This is a genomic window from Streptomyces sp. NPDC006326 (assembly GCF_040612915.1).
In the GTDB taxonomy this organism is placed as follows: domain Bacteria; phylum Actinomycetota; class Actinomycetes; order Streptomycetales; family Streptomycetaceae; genus Streptomyces.
The window spans coordinates 271,227-286,082 of record NZ_JBEXRC010000002.1 but is presented as its reverse complement, the minus strand read 5'-3'; the positions used below and the strand labels follow the sequence as shown (position 1 = coordinate 286,082).

At 73.4% G+C, this 14,856-nt stretch carries 13 protein-coding genes; 3 read left to right on the top strand and 10 right to left on the bottom strand.

Annotation, left to right across the window (positions count from 1 at the left end):
- Positions 1–33: 33 nt before the first annotated feature.
- Complete coding sequence (locus ABZ128_RS03010) at positions 34–594, bottom strand: TetR family transcriptional regulator C-terminal domain-containing protein (RefSeq protein WP_356845688.1); 561 nt, start codon at positions 592–594, stop codon at positions 34–36.
- 81 nt (positions 595–675) lie between these two features.
- Between ABZ128_RS03010 and ABZ128_RS03005 the strand changes: the two genes are divergently transcribed.
- Positions 676–1,926, top strand: coding sequence for an FAD-dependent monooxygenase (locus tag ABZ128_RS03005; protein WP_356845687.1), 1,251 nt, complete (start codon positions 676–678; stop codon positions 1,924–1,926).
- On the opposite strand, the gene ABZ128_RS03000 is transcribed toward ABZ128_RS03005, so the two are convergent.
- Genes ABZ128_RS03000 through pdhA form a run of 3 tightly spaced genes read right to left on the bottom strand, consistent with a single transcriptional unit; the run spans position 1,875 to position 5,370 of the window.
- Entirely contained in the window at positions 1,875–3,200 is a 1,326-nt protein-coding gene (locus ABZ128_RS03000; protein ID WP_356845686.1) for a dihydrolipoamide acetyltransferase family protein, read from the bottom strand. The genes ABZ128_RS03005 and ABZ128_RS03000 overlap by 52 nt on opposite strands.
- Positions 3,200–4,168 (bottom strand): alpha-ketoacid dehydrogenase subunit beta, encoded by a 969-nt coding sequence (locus ABZ128_RS02995; RefSeq protein WP_356845724.1) that lies wholly within the window; start codon positions 4,166–4,168, stop codon positions 3,200–3,202. The genes ABZ128_RS03000 and ABZ128_RS02995 overlap by 1 nt, the downstream gene beginning before the upstream one ends.
- 50 nt (positions 4,169–4,218) lie before the next feature.
- Entirely contained in the window at positions 4,219–5,370 is a 1,152-nt protein-coding gene (pdhA, locus tag ABZ128_RS02990) for a pyruvate dehydrogenase (acetyl-transferring) E1 component subunit alpha (RefSeq protein WP_356845685.1), read from the bottom strand.
- Positions 5,371–5,563: 193 nt separating this feature from the next.
- Here pdhA and ABZ128_RS02985 point away from each other — a divergent pair, with 193 nt between their 5' ends.
- Positions 5,564–6,118, top strand: coding sequence for an Lrp/AsnC family transcriptional regulator (locus tag ABZ128_RS02985; protein WP_356845723.1), 555 nt, complete (start codon positions 5,564–5,566; stop codon positions 6,116–6,118).
- A gap of 122 nt (positions 6,119–6,240) precedes the next feature.
- Here ABZ128_RS02985 and ABZ128_RS02980 read toward each other — a convergent pair whose 3' ends face one another.
- The 3 genes from ABZ128_RS02980 to ABZ128_RS02970 form a co-directional block, all read right to left on the bottom strand.
- A complete protein-coding gene (locus ABZ128_RS02980) occupies positions 6,241–7,926 on the bottom strand; it encodes a PKD domain-containing protein (RefSeq protein WP_356845684.1) in 1,686 nt (561 codons plus the stop codon).
- A 117-nt stretch (positions 7,927–8,043) separates the two neighbouring features.
- On the bottom strand, positions 8,044–8,634 hold the full coding sequence (locus ABZ128_RS02975; RefSeq protein ID WP_356845683.1) for a TetR/AcrR family transcriptional regulator: 591 nt from the start codon (positions 8,632–8,634) through the stop codon (positions 8,044–8,046).
- Complete coding sequence (locus ABZ128_RS02970) at positions 8,631–10,157, bottom strand: 3-hydroxyacyl-CoA dehydrogenase (RefSeq protein WP_356845682.1); 1,527 nt, start codon at positions 10,155–10,157, stop codon at positions 8,631–8,633. Before ABZ128_RS02970 ends, ABZ128_RS02975 begins: the two co-directional genes overlap by 4 nt.
- Positions 10,158–10,325: 168 nt before the next feature.
- Here ABZ128_RS02970 and paaN point away from each other — a divergent pair, with 168 nt between their 5' ends.
- Positions 10,326–12,008, top strand: a complete 1,683-nt coding sequence (gene paaN, locus ABZ128_RS02965; protein WP_356845681.1) for a phenylacetic acid degradation protein PaaN — start codon at positions 10,326–10,328, stop codon at positions 12,006–12,008.
- On the opposite strand, the gene ABZ128_RS02960 is transcribed toward paaN, so the two are convergent.
- From ABZ128_RS02960 to ABZ128_RS02950, 3 genes are read right to left on the bottom strand one after another with little or no spacing between them, the layout of a single operon-like run.
- Positions 12,005–12,775 carry a TrmH family RNA methyltransferase gene (locus ABZ128_RS02960; protein ID WP_356845680.1) on the bottom strand — a complete coding sequence of 257 codons (771 nt, stop codon included), beginning with the start codon at positions 12,773–12,775 and terminating at the stop codon, positions 12,005–12,007. The genes paaN and ABZ128_RS02960 overlap by 4 nt on opposite strands.
- A gap of 10 nt (positions 12,776–12,785) precedes the next feature.
- Entirely contained in the window at positions 12,786–13,925 is a 1,140-nt protein-coding gene (locus ABZ128_RS02955) for an HTTM domain-containing protein (protein ID WP_356845722.1), read from the bottom strand.
- Between the two features lie 47 nt (positions 13,926–13,972).
- Positions 13,973–14,764 (bottom strand): DUF5819 family protein, encoded by a 792-nt coding sequence (locus tag ABZ128_RS02950; RefSeq protein ID WP_356845679.1) that lies wholly within the window; start codon positions 14,762–14,764, stop codon positions 13,973–13,975.
- Positions 14,765–14,856 lie beyond the last annotated feature (92 nt).

Here is a 14,856-nt window from a genome sequence, read left to right as displayed (position 1 = left end):
CACCTGGCCACCTGCCGCTCACTGCCTGGCCGCTCACCGCCTGAGTGCGGCGGCGACGAGCCCCTCCAGGGCATCCCGGGGGACCGGGGTGCCCGTCGGCAGGTGGTCGAGGACCAGGCCGTCCACACATGCCAGCAGGCTGCGGGTGCGGACCTCCGGATCGGGCACCCCGTGCGCGGCGAGGAAGGCCCGGGCCAGCTCCCGTCCGGCGTTCTCGCGCGGGACGAGGATCTCCCGCAGCTCCGGGTCCCGGACGCTCTCCAGGGCGCAGGCGTAGCGGGCCAGCGAGCGCACGCGCCCCTCGCCCGTGAGCCGGGCCACCGTCAGCCCTTCCAGGGCGTCGGTCAGTTCGGCGGGTGTGCGCGGGAACGGCATGCGTTCGCCGGCCTCCTGCAGTTCGGCCTGGTCCCGGGCGACGAGGCGGCGCACCAGCGCCGTCAGGAGGGCGGAGCGGGTCCGCAGGTAGGCCGAGGTGGTGCCCGCGGGCAGGCCGGCGGCCCGGTCCACGGCCCGATGGGTCAGCCCGCGCATGCCGGAGGCGGCCAGTACCTCGATGGCGGCATCGGCCAGGACGGTCCGTCGTTCTTCGCTCACCCCCTCTTTCTACACCTGTAGAAGGTCAGGAGTACGCTGCGCCCCGAGGCTTCTACAGGTGTAGAAAGAGGGGGTCCCGCCATGGGCAGGAACCGCGGCACGGACAGCGGCGGGAACGGCGGCACGGACAGCCGCAGCAGCGACGGCAGGACGGCCCTGGTGATCGGCGGGGGGATCGGCGGCCTCGCGGCCGCGATCGCCCTGCACCGCACCGGCTGGCAGGTCACGGTGGTGGAGCGGTCCGCCGTCCTGGAGGACGCGGGAGCCGGCATCTCGCTCGCCGCCAACGGGATCCGGGCACTGGAGGCACTGGGTCTGGGCGAGGCCGTACGCCGGGCCGCCCACCCCCAGTACACCGGCGGCACCCGCACCCCGGACGGGCGGTGGCTGTCCCGCATGGACGGCGCCGCGCTGGAACGCGCCCTCGGCGTCCCCGTGACCGGCATCCCGCGGGCGCAGCTCCACCGACTGCTGCGACGGGCGCTGCCACCGCACTGCCTGCGCACCGGAGTGACGGGCTCACCGGACGCGGCCGGCACCGACCTGGTGGTCGCGGCCGACGGAGTGCGCAGCGCGATCCGCACCCGGCTCTTCCCGGACCACCCCGGACCCGTCTACAGCGGTTCCACGGTGCTGCGCGCCATCACCGCCGAACCGCTGGCCCTGGACGCGGACTTCGCGCTCACCTGGGGCCCCGGCGCGGAATTCGGGCACATCGGGTTCCCCGACGGCCGCGCGGAATGGCACGCGGTCCTGGCGGCCCCGGCGGGAGTGCGCCACCCGGACCCCCTGGCCTTCCTGAGGCGCCGCTTCGCGGGCTGGCACGAGTCGACGGCCCGGCTGCTGGCCGCCACCCGGTCCGAGGACGTCCTGCACCACGACGTCCACGAGCTGGTGAGCCCGCTGCCCTCGTACGCCGTCGGCCGGGTGGCGCTGCTGGGCGACGCCGCACACGCGATGACGCCGAACCTGGGGCAGGGCGCGTGCCAGGCCCTGGAGGACGCGGTGGTCCTGGCGGCCGAGCTGGCGGCGGGCCCGGACGTCGAGACGGCCCTGCTGCGCTACGACGCCGTACGGCGGCCGCGTACCCAGGCCGTGGCCCGGGCGGCCCGCCTGGCCGGGCGGATGGGGCACCGGCTCAGCCACCCGCTGGCGGTCTCCCTGCGGAACGGGGCCCTGCGCCTGGCCCCCTCGGGAGCCACGGTCCGCGCGATCCTGCGCCACGCGGACTGGACCCCGCCCCGGCTCCCGCCGGCGCCTTCCGGCGCCGGCGGGGACGGTCACAGCGAACGCAGCAGCACCGCAGGAGACTCCACGCAGTCCGCGACGTAGCGCAGGAAGCCGCCCGCCGTACCGCCGTCGCAGACCCGGTGGTCGAAGGTGAGCGACAACTGGACCACCTGGCGCACCGCCAGCTCGCCCCCGTGGACCCACGGCTTGGCCACGATGCGGCCCACGCCGAGCATGGCCGCCTCCGGGTGGTTGATGATCGGCGTGGAGCCGTCGACCCCGAACACCCCGTAGTTGTTCAGGGTGAACGTGCCGCCGGTCAGATCCGCCGGAGCCAGCTTCCCGGCCCTCGCCACCTCGGTCAGGCGGGCGAACTCCGCCGACAGGGACTCGGCGCTGCGCACGTGGGCGTCGCGGACCACCGGCACCACCAGCCCCCGCTCGGTCTGCGCCGCGAAGCCGAGGTGGACGGCGGGCAGCCGGACGATCTCGTTCGCCGCCAGGTCCACGGTCGAGTTGAGCTCCGGGTAGCGCGCGAGCGCCGCCGTGCAGATCCGGGCCAGCAGTGCCAGCACCGAGACCTTGGGCCCGCCCGCGGCGTTCATCGCGGCCCGCGCCGCCATCAGCTCGGTGGCGTCCGCGTCGACCCAGCACGTGGCGTCCGGGATCTCCCGCCGGCTGCGCGAGAGCTTCTCGGCCACCGCGCCGCGCAGCCCCTTGAGCGGGATCCGCTCGCCGCCGGCCACCGAGGCGGCCGGAGCGGCGGCGACCGGCTGCGGCTCCTGCTGCGGCGCCCGCAGCGCCGCTTCGACGTCCGCCCGCAGGATCAGGCCCTCGGGCCCCGAGCCGCGCAGCCCGCGCAGGTCGATCCCGTGGTCCCGCGCCAGCTTGCGCACCAGCGGCGAGATCACCGGCACCGGCCCGGCGGCCACGGGCACGGCTGCGGCCGCGGCGACGGCAGCGGCGACCGGCGCCGCGACCGCCGCCGGAGCAGGAACCGGCGCGGCGGAGCCCGGTCGCACCCGCCTCCGACGCGCCGTGCGGGAGTGGTCGGTGCCGTAGCCGACCAGCACGTTGCCCGACCCCGAACGCTCGCTCTCCTCCGGGGCGGGCGACCCCGGCTGGGCCCCGGCCCCCACCGCCACCGTGATCAGCGGTGCTCCGACGGGGAGTTCCGTGCCCTCCTCCCCGAAGCGGGCGGTGACCACACCGCCGTAGGGGCACGGAACCTCCACCATCGCCTTGGCCGTCTCGACCTCGACCACCGGCTGGTCGACGGCGACGACATCGCCCACCGCGACCAGCCAGCGGACGATCTCGGCCTCGGTCAGGCCCTCCCCGAGGTCGGGGAGCTTGAACTCCATTACCTGGGGCATCAGTTCTCCCACTGCAGGCGGGCCACGGTGTCCAGGATCCGGTCGACGCCGGGCAGGTGGTGCTTCTCCAGCATCGGCGGCGGGTACGGGATGTCGAAGCCCGTCACCCGCAGCACCGGCGCCTCCAGGTGGTGGAAGCACTTCTCCTGGATGCGGGCGGCGATCTCCGCGCCCGGTCCGGCGAAGCCGTTCGCCTCGTGCACCACCACCGCGCGCCCCGTACGCCGTACGGACGCCACGACGGTCTCCTCGTCGAACGGGACCAGCGAGCGCAGGTCCACGACCTCCAGGTCCCAGCCCTCCTCGCGCGCCGCCTCCGCCGCCTCCAGGCACACGGGCAGCGAGGGCCCGTACGTGATCAGGGTCGCGCTCGTGCCGGTCCGCCGGACCACCGCCTTCCCGATGCCCGGCACGGTGGCCGGCGCCTCAGGGTTCCAGTCCGCCTTCGACCAGTACAGCCGCTTCGGCTCCAGGAAGACGACCGGGTCGTCGCTGGCGATCGACGCGCGCAGCAGCCCGTAGGCGTCCTCGACCGTCGCCGGGGTCACCACGTGCAGGCCGGGCGTGGCCACGTAGTACGCCTCGGAGGAGTCGCTGTGGTGCTCCACCCCGCCGATCCCGCCGCCGTACGGCACGCGGATGGTGATCGGCAGCGGCATGGCGCCCCGCGTGCGGTTGCGCATCCGCGCCACGTGCGAGATCAGCTGCTCGAACGCCGGGTACGCGAACGCGTCGAACTGCATCTCCACGACGGGCCGCAGCCCGTACATGGCCATGCCCACCGCGGTGCCGAGGATGCCGGCCTCCGCGAGCGGCGTGTCCGTGCAGCGGTCCTCGCCGAACTCCTTCGCGAGGCCGTCCGTGATCCGGAAGACCCCGCCCAGCGTCCCGACGTCCTCGCCCATCACGTGGACCGCCGGGTCCTCGGCCATCGCGTCCCGCATGGCCCGGCCGAGCGCCTGCGCCATCGTCGCGGGCTTCGCCGCCGCCTTCACCGCGGACTTCGCCGCCACCGTCGTCACGACTGCTCCTCCGCTTCGGCCGCTTCGGCCTCCAGCTCGGCCCGCAGCATCCCGGCCTGCTCGCGCAGTCGCTCCGTCTGCTGCGCGTACACGTTCTCGAACAGGTCCATCGGGTTGAGGACCGGCTCCGCGTTCATCCGTTCCCGCAAGGTCGCCGCCATCTCCTCGGCGGCGTCCTTGGCCGCCCGTATGCCCTCCGCGTCCAGCAGCCCGCGCGCGGTCAGCTCGCGCTCCAGCAGGTCCACCGGGTCGTGCGCCTTCCAGGCCTCGACCTCGGCGTCGCCGCGGTAGCGGGTGGCGTCGTCGGCGTTGGTGTGGGCCTCGATGCGGTAGGTGACGGCCTCGATCAGCGTCGGTCCGCCGCCGGCCCGGGCCCGCCGCACCGCCTCGGACAGCACCTCGTGCACGGCGGCGATGTCGTTGCCGTCGACGAGGCGCCCGGGCATCCCGTACCCGACGGCCTTGTGGGCGAGGGTCGGGGCGGCGGTCTGCTTGGCCAGCGGGACCGAGATCGCGAAGCCGTTGTTCTGGACGAGGAAGACGACGGGGGCCTGCCAGACGGCCGCGAAGTTCAGCGCCTCGTGGAAGTCGCCCTCGCTCGTCCCGCCGTCGCCCACCAGGGCGAGGGCGACCACGTCGTCACCGCGCAGCCGGGCCGCGTGGGCCAGGCCCACCGCGTGCGGCAGCTGGGTGGCGAGCGGGGTGCACAGCGGGGCGATGCGGTGCTCGTGCGGGTCGTAGCCGGTGTGCCAGTCGCCGCGCAGCAGGGTCAGCGCCTGGACGGGGTCGAGTCCGCGCGCCACGGCCGCGAGGGTGTCGCGGTAGCTCGGGAAGAGCCAGTCCTGCTCCTCCAGGACCAGGGCGGCCGCGATCTCGCAGGCCTCCTGGCCGACGGTCGAGGGGTACACCGCGAGCCGGCCCTGCCGGGTGAGGGCGGTGGCCTGGGCGTTGTAGCGGCGGCCGCGCACCAGCTCGGCGTAGCAGCGGCGCATCAGCTCGGGGTCGAGCCCGTCGGCGGCCGGAGTGCCCAGCACCCGGTACGGCTCGGGGTCCGGGAGCAGCGGCGCGGCGTCCGTACGGGGCCTCCAGGCGGGCGGCGGGGTGGAGCGGTGGGACGCACCGGCACCGGGCAGCTCTTGGACCGTCATGGCGGCGTGCACCTCCTCGTGGGAAGCGGGCAGGGGGTACCCCGGATGTGAGGCCCCTCACCAACCGATTGTTCGGTTGTCTGCGCAATTTGGCTACAGGCGGCTCCAGGCTGTGGACAAAGTGGCCCCGGGGCCCTGGGATGGATGCAGGACGTCCAGGAGAGTGAGGCAGTGGCCCATGTCGGATGAACAAATGGCCGCGGCGGGAGCTACCGCCGGTAGCGCACCGGCGGGCCCGGGAGGCGCCGGCGCGGTCCCACAGGTGCCGCCCCGTCCCCTGGACCCCATCGACCGTTCCATCATGCGACTGCTGCAGGCGGACGGCCGGGCGTCCATACGCTCGGTGGCGGAGCAGGTCCACGTCTCGCGCGCCAACGCGTACGCCCGTATCAACCGGCTGATCGACGACGGGGTGATCCGCGGCTTCACGGCCCGCATCAACCACGAACGGGCAGGCCAGGGCGCCTCCGCGTACATCACACTCAAGATCGTCCAGAACTCCTGGCGCACGGTCCGCGAGAAGCTCAGCGAGCTCCCGGGCGCGGCGCACATCGCCCTGGTCAGCGGCGATTTCGACGTCCTCCTGCTGGTCCACACGCCGGACAACCGCAGCCTTCGGGAGCTGGTCCTGACCCGCCTCCAGTCCATCCCGGAGGTCCTCTCGACGCGCACCCTCCTGGTCTTCGAGGAGACCGACCTGCTGGCCCCGGGGTCCCCGGCGGGGGCCCCGGGGATCGCCGAGGAGTAACGCGAAACGCCCCGGGGACGGCCTGGCAGGGCCGTTCCCGGGGCGCTTCAGGGAGCACTCGCCCCGCACGGAGGCTCGCGCCGCACGGAGCACTCACCCCGCAGGGAGCACTCAGCGGTGGATCACTTCGTCTCGTAGTACCCGAAGATGTCGACGATGAGGTCGGTGGTGTTGAAGCTCTGGTTCCAGAAGTCGACGACGCCGTTGACGCCGCCGGAGCTCGCCTGGACCAGGTTGGGGACCGTCTTGCCCGCCGTCCAGTTCAGGGTGGACGAGGTGGGCCGGGTCAGCGGGACCTCGGTGCCGTTGTCGTACTGGTCCGGGGTGTTCGAGTCGGGGGCGACCGACAGGAAGCCGCTGTCCTTGGTGTTGGTCACCGTGGTGTTGAGGACGTAGCCCGCGATGCCCTCCTCCCCGTGGGAGATGGGCATCCAGATGTAGCCGCGGGCGTACATCGGCCCGTAGCCCCAGGAGCGGGTGTCGAGCATCCGGTGCGGGGCCACCGACATGAAGGAGCCCGCGCTGTCCGGGCTGTAGTAGCCGACGACGTCGACGATGACGTCGGCACCGGCCCAGGCGCCGTTGAAGACGTTGATCCGCCCGTCGGAGCCGAGCGGGACGATCACCGAGTTGGCGACGGTCTGGCCGGCCCGGAAGTTCACGTTCGAGGTGTTCGGGGCCTGCTGGCCGCTCGGGTAGGCCGTCAGGTGGCCGTCCTCGCGCGGATTGGTGACCGTCACGTTCAGCGCCACGGCGGTCGCCCGCTCGGGAACGTACGAGCCGCCGAGCTGGACGCCGATCGAGCTGCGGCCCGCGACCTGGCGCGCAGGCGCGCCCAGGCCGGAGCGGGTGTCCACGGCGCGGACCGGGGTCATCGGCGTGTAACCGCTGGCCGCGGTGCGGGTGAAGTAGCCCGTGGCGTCGGCGATCAGGTCCACCGACTTCCAGCTGCCGTTGTACAGCTCGACGGTGCCGTCCTTGCCGACCGGGACGACGACCATGTTCGGGACGGTCTGGCCGGCCTCGAAGTTCAGGTTCGAGGTGGTCGGACGCGTGCCGCCGCCGGGGAACGCCGTGACGTGCCCGGGGGTTGCGGTGTTGGTGACGGTGACGTTGAGGGCCACGGCGGTGACCCCGGCGGGGATCTTGCCGTTTCCGCCGACCTGGAGCTTGACCGAGGTGTACGGGGCGACGTACCCCCGCGGGGCTCCGATGCCGTCCCGGGTGTCGAGGAGGCGGGTCGGCGCGTACGGGGTGAACTCCGAGCCGACCGTGGACAGCGGGAGCGTGTTGACGACCTCGGCCTGGTTCGCGACGTCCGTCACGGTGACCTTGACGTTGTACGCGCCGAGCTCGGCGTAGCTGTGCTTGAACGACACCTCCAGGCCGGGGGAGGCGTTCGTGGCGTCGGTGGTCCCGTCGCCCCAGTCGTAGGTGACGTGGAGCGTGGCGCCCGGGGAGCTGAGGACCTGGGACCGCACCTCGACGCCGTGCGCGGAGATGCTCTGGGCGTCGAGGACGAGGCCCAGGTCCGGGTTGCCCGCGGCCGCGTCCACACCCTGGGCGGTGGCAGCCGCCTTGCCCTGGGCCGCCGGCAGCGCCTTGCGGACCGAGTGCTCCTTCGGGCTGTGGAAGGTCTTGACGTCGGCCCCACCGAGCGCGGACAGGTCCGTCGCGGGAGCCGACACCCCCTTGGTTCCCGGTGCCGCCGGGCCGGCCGCCTGGGCCGTGCCCGCGACCAGGCCCATGCCGATGCCGGTCGCGGTGACCACGGCGACGGCGGAAAGTACGAGACGGCGATTGCGCACCGGCCCCCCCATTTTCATTTTTGAACGTGCTCAGGAACGAGTGGGCCCAGCCTACCCGCCGCGCGGGGGTTGTTCGGACACTTTTTCGGTCGATCGCCGCGGGCCCGGCCCGGACGGCTACGCCGCCGTGCGGCGCAGACCGTCGAAGGCCATGTGGACGATGGTGTCGGCCAGTTGGTCCGGGCTCGTGCCGGGGTGCGGGCGGTACCACTCGACCAGGGAGTTCACCATGCCGAACAGCAGGCGGGTGGCGAGGCGGATGTCCACGTCCGCGCGGAGGTCGCCCTCGGCTGCGGCGGCCTTGAGGAGGTCGGCGACCTGGTGGTCGAACTCGCGGCGGCGCTCCAGGGCCCAGCGCTCGGTGCGCGTGTTGCCGCGCACGCGCAGCAGCAGCGTCACGTACGGGAGCTCCGCGACCAGCACCTCGACCGTGCGCCGGGTGACGTACTCCACCCGCTCGACGGCCCGGCCGCGGACCGCGCCGGGCTCCTCTAGCACCGCGAAGAGGCCGTCCAGCGCGCGGCTGACGGCCCGCTGGAGGAGCTCCTCCTTGCCCGCGACGTGGTGGTAGATCGAGGACTTGGAGATGCCCGCCGCCTTGGAGAGGTGCTCCATGGACGTGCCGTCGTAGCCGCGCTCGTTGAAGACCTGGACCGCCACGGACAGCAGCGTCTCCGGGGTGTACGTGTCCCGCTTGGCGGTGGTCATTCCGTGTCCTCCCCCTCGTCCGCGTCCTGGCCGTCCTCCGCGTAGCCGAGCTTGAACAGCGCCAGCGAGGGCGCGTAGCGGCCGCCCGGGCAGCGCTCGTCGAGGTGGTGGAGCAGGTCGTAGGCCCAGTCGCGGCCGAGCCGGCCGTGCCATTCGGACGGGCCCAGCGGGTAGTTCACGCCGAGCCGCATCGCCGTGTCGATGTCCTCGGCGCTCGCCACGCCCCGTGCGACGGCGTCGGCGGTCAGGTCGATCAGCATGGCGACGGTACGCGCCACGATCATGCCGGGCACGTCGCCGATGACGGAGACCTGCTTGCCGAGCTTCTGGAAGAGGCCGACGGCCTCGGCGAGGGTCCGCTCGCTGGTGTCCGCCCCGGCGGACAGCGCGATGCGGGTGGCGCCGCGGTAGTCGAGCGCGAGGTCGAAGTAGACGACGTCGGCGAATTCGATCGAGGTCTTGCCGTCCGCGAGGACGAGCTGGCCCTCCCCGGGCAGCTGGATGTACGGGCCCCCGTGCTCGGTGGTGGTGACCGCGATCCCGGCCTCCTCCAGCAGCTCGACCAGTCCGGCGGCCGGTCCGAGGTCGCCGACGACCGTCACCTTGCCGGGGGCTTCCTCCGGACCCGCGGTGTGCGGGGCCGGCGCCGCGGCGTCCGGCCCGTACGGGAACCAGCCGTGTCCCGACTTGCGGCCGAGGCGGCCCGACTGGACCAGCCGGCGCTGCGCGAGGGACGGCGTGAACTTCGGGCTGCGGAAGAAGGACTCCCACACCGAGCGGGTCACGGCCTCGTTGACGTCCTGGCCGATCAGGTCGGTCAGGGCGAATGGGCCCATCTTGAAGCCGCCGCACTCGCGGAGCACGGCGTCGATGGTGGCCGGGTCGGCGCCCTGCTCCTCGTAGACCGCGAAGGCCTCGGCGTAGAAGGGGCGGGCGATCCGGTTGACGATGAAACCGGGGGTGTCGGCGCAGCGGACCGGCGTCTTCCCCCAGCCCAGCACGGTGCGGTACGCCAGGTCGGCGGCGGCCGGGTCGGTCGCGAAACCACTGACCACCTCGACGAGGGGGAGCAGCGGGGCCGGGTTGAAGAAGTGCAGGCCGAGGAAGCGGCCGGGGTGTCCCAGGCCCGCGGCGAGCTCGGTCACCGACAGGGAGGAGGTGTTCGTGGCCAGCAGGGCCTCGGGCGCCACCACCTCTTCGAGGGCGGCGAAGAGCGCACGCTTGACGCCGGCGTCCTCTACGACGGCCTCGATCACGAGGGCGGCGTCGGCGAGATCGGCGAGCGCGTGCGCCGAACCGATCCGGCCGACCGCGTCCTCGGCCTCTGCGGGATCGAGGCGGCCCTTCGCGGCCATCCGCTCGACGCGGTCCTGGACGATGCCGACGCCGTCGGCGGCGAGCGCGGCGTTGATGTCGTAGATCAGCACCCGGTGACCTGCGAGGAGGGCCACCTGGGCGATGCCCTGGCCCATGGTGCCGGCGCCGACGACCGCCACAGTGCGGGACCGCTCGATTGCTGTCATGGATCTGATCCTCCCGCACCGGGTTGTCCACAGGTCTGGCGGGCCCTCTTGTCCCGACCGATCGTTCGGTTACTCTAGCTCCAGTCTGCTCTTCTTCACCCGCCCCTGCCTGATCTCAGACTGCGAACCAGCCTGATCTTGCCCGGCTCAACGAGGAGTTGGTCCCTGATGGCCGCCGAGCTCACCGTCCCCCAGCTGTCCGCCAAGCACCGGACGACCCTCGACCAGGCGCTGGCCGCCATCCGCAGCCGCGCCTACTGGTCACCGCACCCCGAACACCCCAAGGCGTACGGCGAGACCGCGCCGGCCGACGGGCTCGCCGCCTTCCAGGCGCTGCACGGCACCCGGCTCGACCTGGGCCAGCCCGGCACCGACGGCTGGACGGGCGGCGAGGTGTCCCCGTACGGCCCGGAGCTGGGCGTGGAGTACCCGCACGCCGATCTTGACGTGCTGCTGCCCGCGATGCGGGAGGGGATGGGCGCCTGGCGGGACGCCGGCCCCGAGGCGCGCGCCCTGGTCTGCATCGAGATCCTGTCCCGGATCAGCGCGCGGACGCACGAGTTCGCGCACGCGGTCATGCACACCAGCGGCCAGGCGTTCATGATGGCGTTCCAGGCGGGCGGCCCCCACGCGCAGGACCGCGGCCTGGAGGCCGTGGCGTACGCGTACGCGGAGCAGACCCGGGTTCCCGGCCGGGCCGACTGGTCCAAGCCGCAGGGCAAGAAGGACCCGCTGGAGCTGGGCAAGACCTTCACCGCCGTCCCGCGCGGCATCGCGCTCGTGATCGGCTGCAATACCTTCCCGACCTGGAACGGCTACCCGGGCCTGTTCGCCTCCCTCGCCACCGGCAATGCGGTGCTGGTCAAGCCGCACCCGCGGGCCGTGCTGCCGCTGGCCCTCACGGTGCAGGTCGCCCGCGAGGTCCTCGCCGAGAGCGGCTTCGACGCCAACCTGGTGGCGCTGGCGGCCGAGCGCCCGGGGGAGGGAATCGCCAAGACCCTCGCCGTCCGGCCGGAGATCAAGCTGATCGACTACACCGGGTCGACGGAGTTCGGCGACTGGCTGGAGTCCAACGCCCGCCAGGCCCAGGTCTACACGGAGAAGGCCGGCGTCAACACGGTCGTCATCGACTCGACCGACGACTACAAGGGGATGCTCTCCAACCTGGCCTTCTCGCTGTCCCTCTACAGCGGCCAGATGTGCACCACCCCGCAGAACCTGCTGATCCCGCGCGACGGCATCGCCACCGACGCCGGCCACAAGACGTACGACGAGGTCGTCGCCGACCTCGCGGCCTCCGTCGGCGGCCTGCTGGGCGACGACGCCCGGGCCAATGCGCTGCTCGGCGCCCTGGTCAACCCGGACGTCAAGGCCCGCCTGGAGGCGGCGGCCGCCCTCGGCGAGGTCGCCCTGCCGTCCCGCGAGGTCGTGAACCCGGAGTTCCCGGGCGCGGTGGTGCGCACCCCGGTCATGGTGAAGCTGGACGGCTCCAAGCCGGACGCGGAGGCTCCCTACTTCTCGGAGTGCTTCGGCCCGGTGTCCTTCGCGGTGGCGGTCGACTCGACCGCGGACGCGCTGGAGCTGCTGCGCCGCACGGTGCGGGAGAAGGGTGCGATGACGGTGGGCGCGTACACGACGTCCGCGGACACCGAGCGGGCGATCGAGGAGGTCTGCCTGGAGGAGTCGGCGCAGCTCTCGCTGAACCTCACCGGCGGGGTCTACGTCAACCAGACCGCGGCCTTCTCCGACTTCCACGGCTCCGGCGGCAACCCGGCGGCCAATGCGGCCCTGTGCGACGGGGCGTTCGTCGCGAACCGCTTCCGCGTGGTGGAGGTCCGCCGCCAGGCCTAGGCGGTCGCGGGGTGCGGCCCGCCCGGGTGCGGGCCGCCCCAGTGGAAGAGCGTCATGGCCACGCTGGTGGCCAGGTTGTAGCTGGAGACCTGCGGCCGCATCGGCAGCGACACCAGGTGGTCGGCGCGGGCGCGCAGCTCGGGCGAGATGCCGTGGCGTTCGGAGCCGAAGGCGAGCAGGGCGTCGTCCGGGAGCGTGAGGGCGCGGATGTCCTCGCCCTCCGGGTCGAGCGCGTAGAGCGGACCCTGCGGCAGGGTCCCGATCTCCACCCGGTCGACGGTGGTGGCGTAGTGCAGCCCGGCACCGGCCCGGACCACGTTGGGGTGCCAGGGGTCGAGGTCGCCGCGGGTCACCACCCCGGTGGCGCCGAAGCCGGCGGCGAGCCGTACGACGGCGCCGACGTTGCCGAGGTTGCGGGGGTTGTCCAGCACCACCACGGGCGCGGTGCGCGGCATCCGCTCCAGGTGCGCCCGGCCCTCGGCCCGGTCCGGCCTGACCGCCAGCGCGGCGACGCCGGTGGGGTGGCTGCGGGTCAGCAGCGTCCGCAGCTCGGCCGTGCGCACCAGCCGTGCCACGTCCGCCTCCACGTCCGGGGCCAGCTCGGCGGCGAGCGCCCGTACCGCCTCGGGGTCGTCGGCGACGGCGGCCACCACGCGGGCCCCGAACCGCAGGGCGTGCTTCAGCGCGTGGAACCCGTCGAGGAGTACCACGTCCTCCCGTTCGACGGCTTCCCGCCACGCCCGCGCCGTCTGCTCCCGCTCACTCATACCGCCGACCCTAAGGCCCCGCCGGAGCAGGCACGGGATCGCCGTCCGCGGCCGTCCGCGCGGCCCCGTCCCGCCGAGCAGCCGGCACGAGCCCGGCGGCCCTGCCCCCCGCCCACACCAGGAACCCCGTCGGCAGGAACACCGCGTCGGCGGCGATCATCGCCAGCGAGAAGAACGGCAGCCCCAGCAGCACCGCGATCCCGGCGTGCTCCAGCATCATCAGCGCCAGCAGCACGTTCTTGATCCGCCGGTTGAACACGGTGAACGGGAAGGCGACCTGCACCACCACCGTCCCGTACGACAGCACCATCACCACCAGCCCGCTGCCCGCCACCAGCGAGGACAGCCCCGGCCACGGGCTGAAGTAGTCCAGCCCGAGCGGGTAGTACAGCGCGGTCCCGTCCTGCCAGCGCGAGCCCTGGACCTTGTACCAGCCGGCCGTCGCATAGATCAGGCAGACCTCCGCCATGATCACCAGCATTCCGGCGTTGTGCAGCACGTTCGCCAGGACGTCCAGGACCGCCCGGCCCTCTCCCTGCGGCTCGTACCGGTCCACCATCCACCACACCGCGCCCAGCACCCACAGCGCCGCGAAGACCGCGAGCCAGCCGTAGCCGAAGCGCGCCGTCACCGCCCCGTACGCGAACACCGAGCCCAGCACGGCCCACAGCACGGGCCCGGCCGCCCCGGCCGTCGCCGAGCCGCTGCGGCGGGCCCTGCGCGCGTCCAGCGACCACACCTGCGCACACCGGGTCAGCACCAGGTACATCGCCATCAGGTGGATGACGTTGTCCCCGCCGTCGCCCATGAACACACTGCGGTTCTGCAGGGACAGCACCCCCACCATGAACAGCAGGGACATCGCCCGCGTCCGCCAGCCCAGCAGCAGCAGCGCGCTCGCCAGCAGGGCCACCGCGTACACGGCCTCGAACCACAGCGCCGAGTCCGACCACATCAGCACCGTGAAGGCCCGGTTCGAGTGGGTCAGGCGGCGCGCCAGCTCCCAGCTCCAGGGCCCGTCCGGGCCGTACAGCTCGTGCCGGTTGGGGAACTCCCGCAGCAGGAAGAACAGCCAGGTCGCGGAGAAGCCGATGCGGACCACCGCGCTCTGGTACGGGCCCAGTGCCCGCCCCGTGACCTCGGCGAGCACCCGTCCGGCGGCGGCCCGCGCAGCCCGGCCGGCCTCCGCCGGGCGCCTCACACCGTCCACCACGGCAGCTCCCGGTAGTACGTCTGCGTGTCCGTCGTCTCGTCGCTCCACTTGGGCGCGGCCACCGCCCGCGTCGCCGAGCGCAGCTGGATCCGCACGATCTCGCCCTCCGCCGCGCCTCCCCCGGGGGCGGTCAGCCGCTCCAGCGCGATCCGCCGCAGGTACTGCTCCGAGAGCTCGCCGCGTTCGCCGGACGGCTTCTCGTCCTCGTCGTGGGAACTGGTGTAGAAGTCCCAGGCCCGGCGCAGCTCGTTCTGCCGCGTGTGGCTCGGCAGCAGGCGGTGCCGGATGGCCGCGCCGTCCTCGGCGGACAGGTCGCGCCAGCTGCCGGTGACCACCGCGCCGCCGGCCGTCCGGGTCTCCGCGCGGACCTCGACGGCGATGTTCTGCTGGAGCGGGTTGGGGGCGAAGAGCTTCCAGTTCTGCTCGAACTCGGGGTAGATCCAGTCGTCGATCGCCTCCGCGTGCCGCTTGCTGACGGTGTTGGCGGGGGCGACGTGCAGGAAGACCAGGGCCAGGTGGGTGCAGGCGGCGAGGGCCACGACCGCCGCCGCGAGGGCCGCGAGGACCCGATAGGGGGCGGACAGCCCGGCGATCCCGGCGGCCCGCGCCGGAGCACCGGCGGGCGGCGGGCCGGGGGACGGGTGGCGGGACGCGTCGGGGGATGGGTCCGGTGACGCGTCCGGTGACGCGTCCGGGGAGGGCCCGCCCGGGGAATCGCCCGGCGGGGCGACCGTCGGAACGACCCGTTCCGCGGCCTCGCGCTCGTTCGAAACCATCCCGCCCCGTCCCGTCCGGCGACCACACGGTTGACCACAGAGGTTGACACCCTACGGGCCCTCGTCTCACCATTGAAGAGGACGAACCGAAC

Coding starts and splice junctions, on each gene's coding strand:
- ABZ128_RS03005 (WP_356845687.1), top strand. CDS start 676: ATGGGCAGGAACCGCGGCACGGACAGCGGCGGGAACGGCGGCACGGAC.
- ABZ128_RS03000 (WP_356845686.1), bottom strand. CDS start 3,200: ATGCCCCAGGTAATGGAGTTCAAGCTCCCCGACCTCGGGGAGGGCCTG.
- ABZ128_RS02995 (WP_356845724.1), bottom strand. CDS start 4,168: ATGGCGCAGGCGCTCGGCCGGGCCATGCGGGACGCGATGGCCGAGGAC.
- pdhA (WP_356845685.1), bottom strand. CDS start 5,370: ATGACGGTCCAAGAGCTGCCCGGTGCCGGTGCGTCCCACCGCTCCACC.
- ABZ128_RS02985 (WP_356845723.1), top strand. CDS start 5,564: ATGGCCGCGGCGGGAGCTACCGCCGGTAGCGCACCGGCGGGCCCGGGA.
- ABZ128_RS02975 (WP_356845683.1), bottom strand. CDS start 8,634: ATGACCACCGCCAAGCGGGACACGTACACCCCGGAGACGCTGCTGTCC.
- ABZ128_RS02970 (WP_356845682.1), bottom strand. CDS start 10,157: ATGACAGCAATCGAGCGGTCCCGCACTGTGGCGGTCGTCGGCGCCGGC.
- paaN (WP_356845681.1), top strand. CDS start 10,326: ATGGCCGCCGAGCTCACCGTCCCCCAGCTGTCCGCCAAGCACCGGACG.
- ABZ128_RS02960 (WP_356845680.1), bottom strand. CDS start 12,775: ATGAGTGAGCGGGAGCAGACGGCGCGGGCGTGGCGGGAAGCCGTCGAA.
- ABZ128_RS02950 (WP_356845679.1), bottom strand. CDS start 14,764: ATGGTTTCGAACGAGCGCGAGGCCGCGGAACGGGTCGTTCCGACGGTC.